Consider the following 16210-nt stretch of genomic DNA (forward strand, 5'->3'; position numbering starts at 1 on the left):
GGGCGGCCCGTGGCCGTCAGGCCGCGGAGCGGCGGCGGTCGCGGCGGATTCGGAGACCGGCGAAGAGACTTCCGGCCACGAGCACCAGCGCGCCCGCGACGCTCAGGAGCCAGACCGGGACGCCGTCCCCGACCGTGAGCAGTTCATCGCGGTAGACGGCCCGGCGGTACGGGGTGTCGGCGGGGGCCGCGCGCAGCTCGTGGTCGCCGTCGATGCGGCCCGGCTCGGGGAACCGCTGGTCGATGGCGGTCAGGAACGCCGATTTGCCGCCGGTGAGTTCGGCCAGCCCGCCCTGCGGGGCGACGGTCCCGGCGAACAGCACCTTGGGCGCGTCGCCGCCGATCGGGGAACTGGGCTCCATGCGGTGGTCGGCCAGCACGAACAGACCGAGGGACTGGGGGGACTTGGCCATGCGGGACAGCCGCATCGGGTAGACCAGCCGGTCGCTGTCGAAGCGGATCCTCAGCGGGTCGAGGTCGCCGCGCAGCGGCTTGCCCTGCTGCCGGGGGGCGAGGCGTACGGCCACGTACTCCCACTTCTGGTCCACGTACGGCCGCAGTTCGGTGGCGAGGCGGTCCGGCAGCTTGAAGCCGTTGTCTTCCAGCCAGTCGCGCAGGGCGTCGGGGTCGGTGGCGGTGAGCCGCGCCACGTCGAAGTCGCCGAGCTGCTCGCGGCCGACGACGCCGACGGCCGGATCCCCGGCGCCGGGCAGGGCCGCGCCTGCCCCGTCCCGGTCACCTGAGGAGAAGGGCCAGTCCCTGCCGCGCGGCCAGAAGTAGGTACGGGTCTTCCGCTCGGGCCGGATCAGCCGGGAGAGCTGGTCGAACAGCTCGGCGTTGCCCAGCTCGACGGTGGCCCGGCTCGGCACGGGCATGATCCAGGCCGCCCGCTTCGCGTCACCGGCGACGGTGAAGCGCATGACGATCTGTTCCGTCCGGCCGTCCCACCGCACGACGGAGGTCTCGCGGTCGACCCCGATCCGGGACATCGCGTCGGGGACCATGGCCCCGCAACCACACGCGTACGCCGCGCTGATCAGGGATCCCAGCTGCGTCGCGAGCAGGGCGAACAGCAGGGCCAGTATTCTTCGTTTCATCCACACGGGTTCTCAGACGACCGCCCCCACGATCCGGTTCCGGCCGACCCGCCGGGCCGCTCAGTCGGCCACTGCGCCCAGTCCGCGCAGATCCGCCGCGGACACGTCCTCCAGGGAATCCGCGAACGCGCGACGCGGCGAGCGCGGCACCGGCAGCAGGGACGGCACCACGAGGACTCGACACCCGGCCGCCTCCGCCGAGGCCGCGCCGTCCGGCGAGTCCTCCACCGCCACGCACGCCCGCGGTACGAGGCCCAGCCGTTCGGCGGCCGCCCGGTACGGGTCCGGGTGCGGCTTGGTCCGCGGGGTGTCGTCGGCCGACAGGGTGAACGCGAAGGGCACCTGGGCCAGCGAGCCGCCGACCACCGAGTCCACGACCACCCGCGGCGAGGCGCTCACCAGGGCGAACGGCACGCCCTGCGCCTCCAGTTCGGCCAGCAGCCGACGGGCGCCGGGCCGCATCGGCGCCCCGGCCTCCACCCGGCGGAAGAAGCCCGCGGTGAGTTCCGCCGCCACCACCACCCCCGCCGCCCCCGCCGCCACCGCTTCGGCGTCGCCCGCGCGGGACACCCGTACCAGGTGGGCGGCGGTGTCCTCGACCGCCCGGCCCACCACCTCGGGCGCGTCCGCGTCGGTCAGGGCATGGCCGAGCCCGGCCGCGACCTCCTCGGTGGTCCGCCACCACAGCACCTCGGTGTCGACGAGGGTGCCGTCCATGTCGAACAGGACCGCTCCGAGCCCGCTCACTCGGCCCTCGCCACGACGAGTACGGGCCGCTCGGCCAGGCCCACGGTCGCCCGCGCGCCCGGAACCAGCTCCCCCGCGTCCCGCGACGCCAGGTCCGCCTTGACCGCCGTACCGCCGGGCAGGTCCAGGTGGAGCCGGGTCACCGAACCGAAGAAGGAGGCGGAGACCACGGTAGCCGTGCCCTCCGGGTCGGCGGTCGCGGTGACGTTCTCGGGACGTACGAGGACCTCCACGGCGCGCGTCGCCGGCACCGGGCCGTCCACCGGGAGCCGCGTGCCCGCGACCTCCACCAGCCCGGAGTCGGCGAGCCGTCCGGGCAGCCGGTTCATGGTGCCGACGAACTCGGCGACGAACGGCGTGGCGGGACGCTCGTACAGCTCGGCCGGGGCCGCGCACTGCTCCAGCTTGCCGGCGTGGAGCACGGCGACCCGGTCGGCCATGGACAGGGCCTCCTCCTGGTCGTGCGTGACGAACACGGTGGTGATGCCGAGGGAGAGCTGGAGCCGGCGGATCTCGTCGCGCAGGTTCGCCCGTACCTTGGCGTCCAGCGCCGACAGCGGCTCGTCGAGCAGCAGGACGCGCGGCCGCAGGGCCAGGGCGCGGGCCAGCGCGACGCGCTGCTGCTGGCCGCCGGACATCTGGTGTGGGTAGCGGTCGCCGTGGTCGGGGAGGCCCACCAGGTCGAGGAGTTCCGCGGCCCGCTCGCGGCGCTCGGCCGCCGCGACCTTGCGTACGCGCAGGCCGAAGGCCACGTTGTCGCGGGCGCTGAGGTTCGGGAAGAGACTGTACGACTGGAACACCATCCCGGCGTCCCGGCGGTTGGCCGGGACGCGGGTGATGTCCGCGCCGTCCAGCAGGACTTCACCCGAGTCGGGCTGCTCGAAGCCGGCGACCACGCGCAGGGCGGTGGTCTTGCCGCAGCCGGACGGGCCGAGGAGGGCGACGAGTTCGCCGGGCTCGATGGTCAGGTCGAGGCCGTCGAGGGCCACGGTGGAGCCGAACGCCCGGCGCAGTCCGCGGAATTCGACGCGCGCGCCCGCCGGGGTGCTGGCATCCGCCGGCTTCCGCGCCGCGGGAAGGGTGGTGGACATGAGGTTCAGGACTCCTTGTGGGAGGTGGCGGGGGCCGGGGCGGCGCCGCCCGTCGCGGCCGCGGTGGGGTGGGTTCCGGCCCGCGACAGGACGAGCAGTAGCAGCCAGGTGATCAGCAGGCTGAGGATGGAGACGGCGACCGACATCCGGGCCTGGGCTCCGGAGATCGAGACGATCCACACCGCGAAGGGCTGGAAGCCGAGGAGGGAGGCGATGGTGAACTCGCCCAGTACGAGGGCCAGCGTGAGGAAGGCGGCTCCGGCGAGCGAGGCCCGTAGGTTCGGCAGCAGCACGCGCAGGATGACGTGGGGCCAGCTCGCGCCGCAGCTGCGGGCGGCCTCGACGAGGGTCGGGACATCGACGGCGCGCAGGCCCGCGTCGAGGGAGCGGTAGACGAAGGGCAGCGCCAGCACCGTGTAGGCGAGGACCAGGACGACGGGGAAGTCCTCGTTCTGGACGGCCAGGAAGGTCTGGTACAGCGGGGTCCGCGAGAGGTGTTCCGGTCCCCAGCGCAGCACGGTGGTGATGCCGGTGACCAGGGCGATCGGCGGTACCACCAGCGGCAGCATGCACATCACCTCGACGACGGGCCGCAGCCGCGGCGATCCGATCCGTACGGCGATCAGCGCCGGGACCGCGAGCAGCAGCGACAGCGCGATGGTCGCGGCGGCCAGGCCGAGGGAGAGCAGCAGGCTCTCGGTGAAGCCGTCGGCGGCGAGCAGTTCGGTGTACGCGTCGAAGGTGATCCCCTGACCGGGCACGTGCACGGTGAAGACGAAGGACGCGATGAGCGGGACGAGGAAGTACCCGCCCGCCAGCGCGAGTACGGCTCCGCGCCAGACGCGGGCCCGGGGGCGCGGCCGCCGGGCGGTTCCGCGCGGCGCGGGCTGCGCGGGCGCCGGTGGTGATCCGGCGGGTGCCCGCTCGTCCGGGGCGGTCGGGGTCATCGCAGCCATCGGGCGCTCCGTCGCTGGAGGGGCAGGTAGACGGCCATGACCAGGCCGGCGATCAGGATCATGTCGAGGCCGAGGGCCAGCGCCACGTTCTCCTGGCCGGTCAGTACGTTGCCGGACAGCGCGTCCGCGATCTTGAGGGTGACCAGCGGGACGGAACCGCCGACCAGGGCGGCGGCCGTGGCGTGCGCGGCGAAGGCGGTGCCGAAGAGCAGCACGAACCCGCCGAGCAGCGAGGGTGCCAGGACCGGCAGGCCGACGTGGCGCCAGAACTGCCAGGTGGTGGCCCCGTTGTTCTGGGCGGCCTCGCGCCACTGGGGGCGCAGTCCGTCCAGGGCCGGGACGATCACCAGCACCATCAGCGGGATCAGGAAGTAGAGGTACACCACGGTGAGGCCGGTGAAGGAGTACAGGCTCCAGCCGAGGCCGCCGAGGTCGGCGAGCTGGGTGACGACTCCGGAGATGCCCACGGTGGCGATGAACGCGAACGCGAGCGGGACTCCGCCGAAGTTGGCGAGGACGCCCGAGGCGGTCAGCGCCGCGCCGCGCAGGGCGGTGGAGCGGGAGGTGACCACGGCCTGGGCGATCAGGACTCCGAGCAGTCCGCCGACGAGTGCGGTGAGGGCGGAGAGATGGACGCTGCCGATGAGCGAGCCGAGGTAGGGGCCCTGGAGCGAGCGCGCGAGGTGCTCGCCGGTCGGCCGGGTGGCGCCGGTGGCGGGGTCGGTACGGGTGACCGCGCCGAAGGCGATGGCGCCGAGCGGGATGCCGAAGCAGAGCCCGGTGAAGGCGAGGAGGGGGAGGGCGGCGAGCCAGGTGCGCGGGCCGCGCCGCCGGCGGCGGTTGCCGCCGGCGGTCCCCTTCGGGTGGGGGGTGGTGGTGGCGGACATCAGCTGACGGCCTTGTCCCACTTCTCGGCGAGGGTGGCCTTGGCCTTGTCCAGCTGCTCGGAGGCCGGGAAGGACGGGGTGCCCTCGACCTTGGGCAGCTTGGCGACGGCGTCATTGTCGGCGGTGCCGTCCTGGGTCATGCCGGGGAGCAGGACCGGGCGGGCGTAGCCCTTGAGCCAGAGGTTCTGGCCCTCGGCGCTGTAGAGGAACTCCATCCACAGGCGGGCGGCCGCCGGGTTCGGGGCCTCCTTGTTGATGGCCTGCGAGTAGTACTGGGCGTAGACGCCGTCGCTGGGGACGGCGACCTTCCAGTCGACGCCCTTGCCCTTGAACTGGTCGGCGTAGCCGGCGTTGAGGTAGTCCCAGTCGATGGAGATGGGCGTCTCGCCCTTCTCGACGGTGGCCGGGGTGGACTCGACCGGGATGAAGTTCCCGCTCTTCTTCAGCTGCCCGAAGTAGTCGATGCCCGGCTGGATGTCGGCGAAGGAGCCCTTGTTGGCGAGGGAGGCCGCGTAGACGCCGCCGAAGGCCGAACCCGACTTGGTGGGGTTGCCGTTGAGGGCGACCTTGCCCTTGTACTCGGGCTTGAGCAGGTCGGCGAAGGTCTGCGGGCAGGTCTTGACGCGGGCGGCGTCGCAGCCGATGGAGACGTAGCCGCCGTAGTCGTTGTACCAGCGGCCGTCGGCGTCCTTCTGGGCGTCGGGGATCTTGTCCCAGGCGGTGACCTTGTACGGGGCGAACAGGTTCTCGGCGGCGCCGCTTCGCGCGAAGGCGATGCCGAGGTCCATCACGTCGGGGGCGCGCTTCTGGCCCTTGCGGGACTTCACGGCCGCGATCTCGTCGGCGCTGGAGGCGTCGGGGTTCTCGCTGTTGATCTTGATCTTGGGGTACTTGGCCTGGAAGGCCTTGACGATCTCGCCGTAGTTCGCCCAGTCCGGCGGCAGGGCGATCACATTGAGCCGGCCCTCCTTCTCGGCGGCCGCGACCAGGGCCTCCATGCCGCCCAGGTCGGCCACCGAGGTGGCGGCGCCCGGCTGGGTCTTGCCCTTGGCGTCGCCGGCGGAGCCGGCGGTCTTCTGATCGGGTGCGGCACCACACGCGCTGAGCGTGGTGAGGACGGCGGCGCTGAGCAGTACGGCCGCACCGCGACGGGCGGAGGAACTGAGCACGGTCTCTCCCGGAGACGAGGCAAAGGGGGTAACGCAACTTGTTAACTTGTCTGAACAAGTTGGCTCCAGTTCGCCTGGGCCCGCTGTACGGACGGTGAACGGGAATTGGACCGCGGGGCACGGCTCGACGAAGAGATGCGAATGACCGAAAGAAGTCGTGACAGCGGTGCCTTAATGATCAAGGCCGGGGTATGTCGGACGGCCTCCGAGCCATGCTGGCTATGGTGACCGGAATACGATGACGATCAAGGGGGCACACGCGATGGCCACGGTCCGCTACCTGGAGATCGCCGACGCGCTGCGCGCCGCGATCCTCTCCGGCGCGTACCCGGTGGGCGCCCAACTGCCCTCGGAGAGCGACCTGGCCGCGCGCTGGTCCGCCTCGCGCGGCACCGTCCGGCAGGCGGTGGCCACCCTCGCCGCCGAGGGCCTGATCGGCTCCCGGCAGGGGGCCCGGCGGATCGTGCTGCGCCAGGAGCGCCGGCACAGCTTCGGCGAGCTGAACAGCTTCGCCCAGTGGGCCGAGGGCGTCGGGCACGAGGTGCGCAGCCGCTTCCTGTCCCGGACCCGCCGGCCGGCGACGGCCGAGGAGGCGGAGCGGCTCGCGCTGGCGCCGGGTACCGAGATCCTGGCCGTGCTGCGGCTGCGCCTGCTCGACGGGGAACCGACCATGGTGGAGCGGACCGCGTACGCCGACTGGGTCGCTGCGGCGGTCGAGGCGATGCCGCTGGACTGCCGCTCCGTCATGGACGGCCTGGCCGCGGACTCCGGGATCGTCGCCCACTACGGCGAGCACCTGATCGACGCGCTGCCGGCCGGCACCGAGGACGCCCGGCTGCTGGAGATCCGGCGCGGCAGCCCGCTGCTGCGCCAGCGACACGTCTCGGCCACCAACACGGGCCGCCCGATCGAGTGGTCCGACGACCGCTACCGCGCCGGAAGTGTCACGTTCAGTGTGAGCAACTCGGCAGTAGCAACCCCGCTGGAGCGCCACACGGGCGACCGCTAAGGGTTGTTCCGGGCGGCATTCAGGGCCTCGTCGGCGGCCCGGATGACGATCGCAAAGGTGCTGCACACCGAGTAGCGGAATCCGTCCGCCCGGCCCACCGGGTGGCGGGGCGGCGGGCCCCTCAGCCGTCCCCGCCGTCCTGGCCCGCCTCACCCGACAGTTCGCGGAGCCGGCGCTCCGCGGCCGCGGCCGCCAGGGCGGCGTCCCGCGCCGCCCGGTCGGCCTCGTTGTACCGCTCCTCGGCCGCGGCCGCGGCGGCGTGCGCGTGGTCCCGGGCGGCATCCGCCGCCGCGGCCTCGGCAGCGGCCCGTCGGCGGGCCTCGTTGGCCAGGCGGCGCTCGTCCTCCCGGGCGGCGGCCGCCCATGCCGACTGCGCGGCGTCGGCGCGGGCCGCCTCCAGCCGGCCGTCGTACGGCTCCGGCTCCGGCGCCGTCGCGGGCTCGGCCGAAGGCGGTACGGGCGCCCCCGAAGACCGTACGCGCGCTCCCGAAGGCCCGGCCGACGCCCGCGAAGACCGTACGCGCGCGCGCCGGGGCGGTGCGGAAGGCACCGCCCCGGGGTCCACGGCCGGGAACTCCGCCATCAGCGCCGGCGCCTTCGCGAGCCGCCCGGAGGCCCATTCCCCGGCGGCCTCCGGGTCGGCGAGGACGGCGTGCAGAATCTGCTCGACCTCCCGCACCACCGTCTCCGACACCGGCGCCCCGGCCTCCTCCGTCAGCCGCAGGGCCTCCCGGGCGAGGGCCCCGATCACCACGTGCTGCTGATGCGACAGCTCCCGCAGCTGGTCGCCGTCCAGCGACCGGTGCGCCGCCCGCAAGGCCTCGCCGAGCTGGAGGAACTGCTCGACCTCCTCGGGTTTCGCCCGTACCAGCGTGTTCGACGCCCAGGCCGCCAGCGTCGGTCGCCGCAGACCCGCGATCCGCTTCGCCGCCGCCGGGTCCCCGGCCGCCTTCACCCGGGCGGCCGCCTCGCTCCGCGCCGCCGTGAACCTCGCCGGGGGCAGCCCGTACAGGCCGTCGATGACCTCATCCACATCCACATCCGCATCCACGCCGCCCACTGTCTGCCATCGCCGCCCCGGTACGGGGGACCGCGCTCGGCGACGGGCCGACCGCTACTCGGTCGGCTCCACGACGCGGCCGTCGCGCAGTTCCACGACCCGGTCGGCGAGTTCCATCAGGGCCTGGTCGTGCGTGGCGACCAGTACGGTCACGCCCTCGCTCTCCACCACCGCGCGCAGCAGCCGCATGATGGACCGGCCCGTCTCGGAGTCCAGCTGCCCGGTGGGCTCGTCCGCGATGATCAGCGCGGGATCGTTCGCCAGGGCGCGGGCCACCGCGACGCGCTGCTGCTGCCCGCCGGAGAGCTCGCCGGGGCGCTGCTCCGCGTGCTCGGCCAGGCCGACCAGGGCCAGCAGCGTCCGCACCCGCTCCTCGCGCCGCTTCGCCGGGACTTTGCGCATCCGCATCGGTACCCCGACGTTCTCGGCGGCCGTCAGCACCGGGATCAGCCCGAACGACTGGAATACGAAGCCAATCCGGTCGCGGCGCAGGGCGAGCAGTCCCGACTCGTCCAGCCCGGCCAGGTCGGTGCCGTCGAGGGTGATGCTGCCGCTGGTCGGGGAGTCGAGGCCGCCCACCAGGTTGAGCAGGGTGGTCTTGCCGGAACCGGAACGTCCTTTGAGGGCGGTGAGTTCGCCTCGGCGAATCTCGAACGAGACCCCGCGCAGGGCGTGTACGGCGCGCTCTCCGGTCCCGAAGCTGCGGTGGAGGCCGTCAGCCACCACCATGGGCGCCACGGTGGTGGCCTGCTGTCGCGTCATGGTGGGGCTCCCCCTCGACTCGGCCGGCCAACTCGGCTCGGCACACTGCCATTTCGAATGCGCTCATCCGTATGCGCTCATCCGTATGCGCTCATCCGTATGTGCTCATCCGTATGTGCTCATCCGTCACATCATGCGCGCAAGCCCCTTCCCCTGCGCATGCGAATCTGACAGCATCGTCCGCTATCCGGGACTAATCGTCCGGTTGGGGGAGGAAAAAAAGCACATGATCGGCTTCGTCGTGCGCCGGTTGCGCGGGCGATGGCCGCTCGCCGCCGCCGTATTCCTGACCGCGCTCATCACCACCACCGTGCTCACCGCGCTGCTCGCGTTCACCCGCACGGTGGGCGAGGCGGGACTGCGCCAGGCGCTCCAGGGTCCGGGCCGGGCGCGCACCACGGTCGTGGTCTCCGGCGACCATCCGGTGACCGCCCGAGCCAAGGACGACGAGGCCGTACGGGCCTTCGCCACCGGGCTGTTCGGGCCGCTGCCGGTCGGTGTCGAGAGCCTGGCGCGCAGCCGTTCGTACGGGCTTCCCGGCGCGCCCGCCCCCGGCAAGGACGCCGATCTGACCGTGCTCGCCGCCCTCGGCCACGACCAAGTGAGGCTGCTCGCCGGCACGTTACCCCGGGGCGTGTCGAGCCCGGGCGACCGCCGGGTTCCGGTGGCCGTTCCGCAGACGGCCCTGGCCCGGCTCGGGCTCGCCGCCGACGGCCTGCCGGCCGAGGTACGCCTCGACGACCGCTACGGCGGGGCCCCGCTCACGGTACTGGTCACCGGGGTCTACCGGGCGGCCGAGCCGGACGCCCCGTACTGGCGGCTCGATCCGCTCGGCGGCCGGGAGATCCAGATCGGCACGTTCACCACGTACGGCCCGCTGCTCGTGGACGACTCCGTCTTCACCGCCGGCGCGCTGCCGCAGAACGGCCGCGGTTCGCTCCTCACCCCCGATCTCGCCGGCGTCCACGCCGCCGACGCCGAGGCGATGCGGGCCCGCGCCGGCGGCCTGGGCATCGAGCTCCAGAAATCCACCGGCCTCCAGCCGAGTACCGAACTGCCACAATTTTTCGGTGAATTGGCCTCCGGACAACTGGTTGCCCGGTCCAGCCTCCTGGTCGGCGCCCTGCAACTGGCCGTCCTGGCCGCCGCAGCCCTGCTGCTGGTCGCCCATCTGCTCACCGAGCGCCAGGAGTTCGAGCGTGTCCTGCTCACCGCGCGCGGCGCCTCCCGCCGCCGGCTCGGGGCGCTCACGGCGGCCGAGTCGGTGCTGCTGGCGCTGCCCGCCGCCGTTCTCGCGCCGCTGCTCACCCCACCGCTGCTGCGCCTGCTGAGCGGCGTGGGCCCGCTCGCCCAGGTGCCGCTGGAGAACACTGCCGTCACCTGGCCGCTGTGGCCGGTCGCGGCCGGCTGCGCGCTCGTCTGCGTCCTGCTGACCGCGCTGCCCGCCGTACTGCGCGGGGCCGCCGCCGGCGCCCCGCGCCTGAGCGGGCGGCGACAGGCACTCGTCGGGGGCGCGGTCCGCTCCGGTGCGGACCTCGCGCTGGTGGGGCTCGCCTTCCTCGCGTACCGCCAGCTCGACCGCTACAGCGGGGACGGCGGCGTCTCGGCGGACGGGGCCGGGGGCCTCGGCGTGGACCCGGTGCTGGTCGCCGCGCCGACGCTCGCGCTGTGCGCCGGAACGCTGCTCGTCCTGCGGCTGCTGCCGTTCGCCGCCCGGCTGGGCGGGCGGCTGGCGGCCCGGGGACGGAGTCTGGGTCCGGCGCTGGTCGGCTGGCAGCTGGCCCGCCGGCCGGGGCGGGCCACCGGGCCCGTACTGCTGCTCGTGCTCGCCGTCTCCAGCGGGGTCCTCGCCCTCGGCCAGCACACCGCGTGGTCGGACTCCCAGCGCGACCAGGCCGACTTCGCCACGGCGGGCGGGCTGCGCGTCTTCGACAGCGAGCTGGCCGCCCTGGGCCGGGGCGGCCGGTACGCGGCCCTGCCGGGCGGCGAGCGGGTGGTCCCGGTGATCCGGTCCGATCAGCGGCTGCCGGGCGGGAAGGCCGGGCAACTGCTGGTACTGGACGCCGCCGCGACCGCCGAACGGGTGCCGCTGCGCGCCGACTTGCGGGACGGACGGCCGATGCGCCGGCTGTTCGCCCCGCTCGCGGCGGACGCCCGGGGCTCGGCCGGGATCCCCCTGCCCGGCGATCCGCGGCGCATCGACATCGACGTGACGGTACGCCGCACCGGGGCCGGCAGCAGCCCCCGCCTCGGGCTGCTGCTGCGCGACCGGTTCGGGATCACCTACCAGGCACCGATGGTCCGGCTGCCGGACAGCGGGGAGGCCATCGCGAGGCTGGACGTCGGCGCGCTGACCGACGCCCCCCTCGGGTCCGCGGCGACGCCCCTGAGCATCGCCGGGCTGCGGTTCTCGTACGCTACGGACTCGCAGAGCGGCGGGGAGCTGACCGTGCGCGGGATCTCCGTCGCCGGATCCCCGGACGGCCCGGCGGTTCCCGTCCGGGCCACCGCCCCGGCCTGGCACCTGTCGGCCCAGGGGCCGTCCCACACCAGACCGCCGGGGGTACTGCTGCCGGACGGCGCGAACGAATCCGACGGCGATGCGCCCCTGCTGCGGCTGGGCTTCAGCGGCGGCGCCTCCGGCGGCAACCAGATCGCGCTGACCATGGCCGGCGCGGGCGCCGACGACATTCCCGGGATCGCCACCCGCGCCTACCTCGCCGCCGTCGGCGCCTCTGTCGGAGACGTCGTCCCCGTCACCCTGGACGGCACCTCCGTCCCGGTACGCGTCACCGCCGCCGTGGACTCGCTGCCCGTGGCCGGGGACACCGCCCTGGCCATCGACGTGGGAACCGCCGGGCGGCTGATCGCGGCCCGTGGCGGGCTGGCCCTGCCTCCCCCCGACGAGTGGTGGCTGCCGGCCGCCTCCGCCCATGACCCGGCCCCCGCGCGGGCCGCCGCCGAACTGCGCGCCGGCGCCATGACCCAGCGGGTGGCGCTGCGCGAGGACGTGGCCGCCGAGCTGCTGGACGACCCGCTGAGCGCCGGCCCACAGGCCGCGCTGGCAGCGCTCGCGCTGGCCTGCGCGGTGCTGGCGGCGATCGGTTTCGCGGCCTCGGCGGCCGCCGCGGGCCGGGAGCGGGGCCGGGAGTTCGCCGTACTGCTGGCCCTCGGGGCGCCCCGGCGGGACCTGGCCCGCACGGCCGCCGCGGAAAGCGGTGTACTGGTCGGTCTCGGGGCCGGTGTCGGGCTGGCGTTGGGGGCGGCCATCGTGCACCTGGTGGTGCCGCTGGTGGTGCTGACCCCGTCCGCGCGCCACCCGGTGCCGGAGGTCGTCGTGGATCTGCCGACTGCCGAAACGTTGCTGCTGACCGCCGCCATCGCCGCGGTACCCCTGCTGTCGGCCGTGATCGGCAGCCGAGGCAGCCGGAACGCCAAGAACACAGCCGCTCGGCTGCGCCACGTGGAGGAGATGTGACGGACCCGGCCGAGACACCCCCTACCGGGGCGCCCCCCGCCGCGACGCCGCAGACCGCGATGCCGCAGACCGCGACGCCTCAGACCGCGATGCCCCCCGCCGCGACAACTGCCTCGGCGCCGCCGGCCGACGCCATCCGGACCGCCGCCTCCGGGCCCGCGCCATGGGTGCGGACCAGGCTGCGCGCGACACCGACCGCCACGCTGCTCGCCGCCGCCCTGGCGTTCGTCGCCGTACTGCTGGCCGCCGGCCTGCCGCGCGCCCTGGACCGGGGCGCCGACCAGGCGCTGCGCGAGTTCCTGACGGACAAGGGCCCCACCGCGACGCACCTGTTCGCCTCCTCCCGTTCCCGGACCGGCCGGGAATCCGCCGCCGAGCTGGACTCCGTACTGGCGCACCTGCGCGCCCGGACCGGGGACGGGTTCGCCCTCACGCCCGACGGCGCGGCACACGGCTCGCTCGGGCTGAAGTCGCGCGCCCTCCGCAACCCCGGACTCACCGCGCCCGAAGGGGTCAGGCCCCGGCTGAGCCTCGGCTACGTCAACGAGGCCCCGGAACACACCAGGCTCGTCGCCGGCCAGTGGCCCGGCGGCGGGCCGGCCGGAAAGCCGGTCCAGGTGGCGCTGTCGCGGCCCGCGGCCGAAACCCTCGGAATCCGCGTCGGCACGGTGCTGGAAGGAGACCCCTCCCTCGCCGGCCCGAACAGCGCCGAAGTGGTCGGCCTGTACGAGGCCAACGACGAGTCCGACCCCTTCTGGAGCGACCTGCCCTGTCTCACCCGCGCCTGCTTGGCCCGCACCACCCGCGCGCTGCCGGAGTCCTACTGGCAGACGGCCGCCCTCGTCGGGACGGACGGCCTGGGACGGCTGGCCACCTGGGGCGAAGGAGCCGTGGACTTCTGGCGGCTGTCCGTGGACACGGGCAGCCTGAACGCCCACCGGCTGCCCGACACCCGGCGGCAGATCGCCGCGTACGTGGCCGGCCCCACCACCACGGAGCTGATGCGCGCCACGTACCGCGACGACCTGGGCATCAGATCCAAGCTGCCCGAGCTCTTCGCCGAGGCCGAGGCCCGGCGGCAGGCCGCCGCACCGCTCACCGCCACCGGTCCGGCGGGCGTCGCCGGGGTGGCCGTCGTGGTGTTCTGTCTGGCCGCCGCGCTGACCGGGGACCGGCGGGAGGCCGAGCTGACGCTCCTGCGGGCGCGGGGTGGTTCGCGCCGCGACATCCTGCGCAGGCTGCTCGGGGAGGGCGCCGTGACCGTGCTGCCGGCCGCCGTACTCGCGACCCTGCTCGCGGTGCTGCTGCTGCCGGCTCCCCGGCTGACACCGGCTCTGCTCGCGTCCGCCGCCACCACGCTCGTGATCCTGCTGGCCTTCCCCGTACGGGCCTTCGTGCTCCTGTCGGCCCGGCGCGGGCCCGGCCCGCGCCGCCGCCGGCTGGTCGGGGAGCTGCTCGTCCTCGCCGCCACCGCCCTGGCCGTGTACGGGGTCCGCTCGCGCGGCATCGCCCCCGCCGGGCAAGGGGTGGACCCGCTGCTGGTGGCGGCCCCGCTGCTGCTGGCGCTGTCCGGCGGGCTGTTGCTGGCCCGGCTCCAGCCCCTACTGGTCGGGGTACTGGCCAGGGCGGCCGGGCGGGGTTCCGGGGTGGTCGGGTTCGTCGGTCTGGCCAGGGCGGCCCGGACGGCGCGCGGTACCGGGGGCCGGGGGCGGCCTTCGGTGCTGCCGCTGGTCGCGCTGCTGCTCGCCGTCACCACGGGCGGGTTCGGGGCCACCGTGCTGGCGGCGGTGGACACTTCGCGGATGGCGGTCGCACGGCAGACGGTCGGAGGCGACGCCCATGTCACCGCGGCCGCCGGGGACTCCGTACCGGAGGCGTTCACCGAGGCGGCCGCCCGGCTGCCCGGCGTACGCACCGGCCTCTCCGTGTGGACGGACCACGAGGCCTTCCTCTTCGGCATCGCCCAGGGCTCGCCCCAGGTCACGGTGGTCGTCGCGGACCCGGTGGCGTACGCGGAGCTGGCCCGCGCCGTCGGGCGCGGACAGTTCGACCCGGAGCTGCTCGCGGGCGAGCCGGGCGGCGGCGACGCTCCCGTGCCCGCGTTGTTCAGCGAGGACCTGGCCGGGCAGGCCGCCGACGGCACCTACCGGCTGCGGCTCGGCAACGGCGAGGAGCTGACGGCGAAACCCGTCGGCGCGGTCGACGGGACGCCGGGGCTGCCGGGTTCCGCGGCCGCCACGGTCATCCTGCCCGCCGGTCCCGCCATCGCCCGTGTGCCCCGGGCCGCCCGCCCCAACCACTGGTTCGCGATCGGCGCGGTCGAGGACGCCGGGCTGCGCGCGCTCGTACGGGAAACGGTCCCGGCCGCCGCGGCCGAGCGCCTGCTCGTCCGGTCGAGTGCGGGGGTTTCGGCGGAGTTGGCGGCGGATCCGCTGCAACGGTCGGCGGGCCGCATGTTCTGGGCGTCGGTGGCCGGCGCCGCGGGGTTCGCGGTGCTGTCCGTACTCCTGACCCTGATCCGCGCCGCGCCCGAACGCGCCGCGCTGCTGGCACGACTGCGGACCATGGGCCTCCGGCCCCGCCAGGCCATCGCTTTGATCCTGGCCGAGGCACTGCCGCAGGCCATGGCCGCCGCGGCCGGCGGCGGCCTCCTCGCCGCGGCCGCCGTCGCCCTGCTGGGCCCGGCCGTGGACCTGTCCGCCCTGGTCGGCTCCCCCGTCCCCACCGGACTGCACCCGCAGGCCCGGCCCGTGCTGATCCAGGCGGCGGGACTGGCCACCGCCGCGGCCCTCGCCGTCCTGGCCGAAGCCGCGATATCCGGACGGCGCCAGATCACCACCGAGCTGAGAGCGGGAGACCGACAGTGACCAGCCCCATCTCCACCTCCACCCCCGCATCCACCCCCACCACCCTGGACCAGCTCCGCGAGCAAGCCCTCGCCGCCGCCCGGCCCCGCACACACCAGGCGGGCACCGCCATCGACTGCGACCGCCTCGTCCGCATCTTCAGCACCGACGGCATCGAAGTCCAAGCCCTCCAAGGCCTCGAACTCACCGTCGCCCAAGGCGACCTCGTCGCTCTCGTCGGCGCCTCCGGCAGCGGTAAGTCCACCCTGCTCAACATCCTCGCCGGCCTCGACGTCCCCACCGCCGGAAAGGCCACCGTCGGCGGCTACGACCTCCTCGAGATGACAGCCAGAGACCGCCTGCGCTACCGACGCGAAACCGTCGGCTTCGTCTGGCAGCAAACCGCCCGCAATCTCCTGCCGTTCCTCACCGCCGCGCAGAACATCGCGCTGCCCATGCAACTCAAGGGCAAGCGCCGGGCACACGTCCGACACCACCGGACCCGGGTCGACCAGCTCCTCGAAGCCCTCCACATCGGCGACCTCGGCCACCGCCGCCCCGGCGAACTCTCCGGCGGACAACAACAGCGCGTCGCCATCGCCGTCGCCATGGCCAACGACCCCGCCGTACTCCTCGCCGACGAGCCCACCGGCGAACTCGACTCCGAAACCGGCTCCGCCGTCTTCGAGGCCCTCCGCACCGTCAACCGCGAACTCGGCGCCACCGTCGTCATCGTCACCCACGACCCCCTCGTCGCCGGTGAGGTCCGCCGCACCGTCGCCATCCGCGACGGCCGCACCAGCAGCGAAGTCCTCCGCCGCACCACCACCGACGAACACGGCGAGGAATCGGTGAGCGAACGCGAATACGTCATGCTCGACCGCACCGGCCGCGTCCAACTCCCGCGCACCTTCCTCGAAGCCCTCGGCATGGAACACCGCGTCGCCATCGACCTCGCCCCCGACCACATCGCCGTCCACCCCGACAACCCCGACGAGGCCCCGCTCTAGCCGCTGATCACGCGGCTCCCCGAGGCTCGGCGAACCGGCTGTGCCGGGCGCCGGTGCGGGTGGGCGTCACTTCCGTGCGGCGGGTGTCGTTAGGGCCTC

Annotated in this window: 12 protein-coding genes; 4 read left to right on the forward strand and 8 right to left on the reverse strand. The window is 74.4% G+C overall.

The window, feature by feature from the left end:
- Positions 1–16: 16 nt before the first annotated feature.
- The 6 genes from MTF65_RS04905 to MTF65_RS04930 are packed head-to-tail and all read right to left on the reverse strand — an operon-like array spanning position 17 to position 5946.
- Positions 17–1096: a DUF2330 domain-containing protein gene (locus MTF65_RS04905; protein ID WP_243626945.1), complete on the reverse strand. Its 1080-nt coding sequence runs from the start codon at positions 1094–1096 to the stop codon at positions 17–19.
- Between the two features lie 60 nt (positions 1097–1156).
- On the reverse strand, positions 1157–1843 hold the full coding sequence (locus MTF65_RS04910) for an HAD family phosphatase (RefSeq protein WP_308407107.1): 687 nt from the start codon (positions 1841–1843) through the stop codon (positions 1157–1159).
- Positions 1840–2934 carry an ABC transporter ATP-binding protein gene (locus MTF65_RS04915; RefSeq protein WP_243626946.1) on the reverse strand — a complete coding sequence of 365 codons (1095 nt, stop codon included), beginning with the start codon at positions 2932–2934 and terminating at the stop codon, positions 1840–1842. Before MTF65_RS04915 ends, MTF65_RS04910 begins: the two co-directional genes overlap by 4 nt.
- 5 nt (positions 2935–2939) lie before the next feature.
- On the reverse strand, positions 2940–3890 hold the full coding sequence (locus tag MTF65_RS04920; RefSeq protein ID WP_243626947.1) for an ABC transporter permease: 951 nt from the start codon (positions 3888–3890) through the stop codon (positions 2940–2942).
- Complete coding sequence (locus MTF65_RS04925; protein WP_243626948.1) at positions 3878–4777, reverse strand: ABC transporter permease subunit; 900 nt, start codon at positions 4775–4777, stop codon at positions 3878–3880. Before MTF65_RS04925 ends, MTF65_RS04920 begins: the two co-directional genes overlap by 13 nt.
- Positions 4777–5946, reverse strand: coding sequence for an ABC transporter substrate-binding protein (locus tag MTF65_RS04930; protein ID WP_374207154.1), 1170 nt, complete (start codon positions 5944–5946; stop codon positions 4777–4779). Before MTF65_RS04930 ends, MTF65_RS04925 begins: the two co-directional genes overlap by 1 nt.
- Before the next feature lie 262 nt (positions 5947–6208).
- Here MTF65_RS04930 and MTF65_RS04935 point away from each other — a divergent pair, with 262 nt between their 5' ends.
- On the forward strand, positions 6209–6955 hold the full coding sequence (locus MTF65_RS04935; protein WP_243627322.1) for a GntR family transcriptional regulator: 747 nt from the start codon (positions 6209–6211) through the stop codon (positions 6953–6955).
- Between the two features lie 121 nt (positions 6956–7076).
- Here MTF65_RS04935 and MTF65_RS04940 read toward each other — a convergent pair whose 3' ends face one another.
- Both MTF65_RS04940 and MTF65_RS04945 read right to left on the reverse strand, forming a co-directional pair.
- Positions 7077–8006, reverse strand: coding sequence for a hypothetical protein (locus MTF65_RS04940; RefSeq protein ID WP_243626949.1), 930 nt, complete (start codon positions 8004–8006; stop codon positions 7077–7079).
- 63 nt (positions 8007–8069) lie between these two features.
- On the reverse strand, positions 8070–8777 hold the full coding sequence (locus tag MTF65_RS04945) for an ABC transporter ATP-binding protein (RefSeq protein ID WP_243626950.1): 708 nt from the start codon (positions 8775–8777) through the stop codon (positions 8070–8072).
- Between the two features lie 226 nt (positions 8778–9003).
- Here MTF65_RS04945 and MTF65_RS04950 point away from each other — a divergent pair, with 226 nt between their 5' ends.
- Genes MTF65_RS04950 through MTF65_RS04960 form a run of 3 tightly spaced genes read left to right on the forward strand, consistent with a single transcriptional unit; the run spans position 9004 to position 16111 of the window.
- On the forward strand, positions 9004–12255 hold the full coding sequence (locus MTF65_RS04950) for an ABC transporter permease (protein WP_243626951.1): 3252 nt from the start codon (positions 9004–9006) through the stop codon (positions 12253–12255).
- Positions 12252–15122: a hypothetical protein gene (locus MTF65_RS04955; protein WP_243626952.1), complete on the forward strand. Its 2871-nt coding sequence runs from the start codon at positions 12252–12254 to the stop codon at positions 15120–15122. Before MTF65_RS04950 ends, MTF65_RS04955 begins: the two co-directional genes overlap by 4 nt.
- Complete coding sequence (locus tag MTF65_RS04960) at positions 15119–16111, forward strand: ABC transporter ATP-binding protein (protein ID WP_243626953.1); 993 nt, start codon at positions 15119–15121, stop codon at positions 16109–16111. Before MTF65_RS04955 ends, MTF65_RS04960 begins: the two co-directional genes overlap by 4 nt.
- The last annotated feature ends 99 nt before the right edge of the window (positions 16112–16210 follow it).

Source organism: Streptomyces sp. APSN-46.1, assembly GCF_022815725.1.
Lineage (GTDB): Bacteria > Actinomycetota > Actinomycetes > Streptomycetales > Streptomycetaceae > Streptomyces.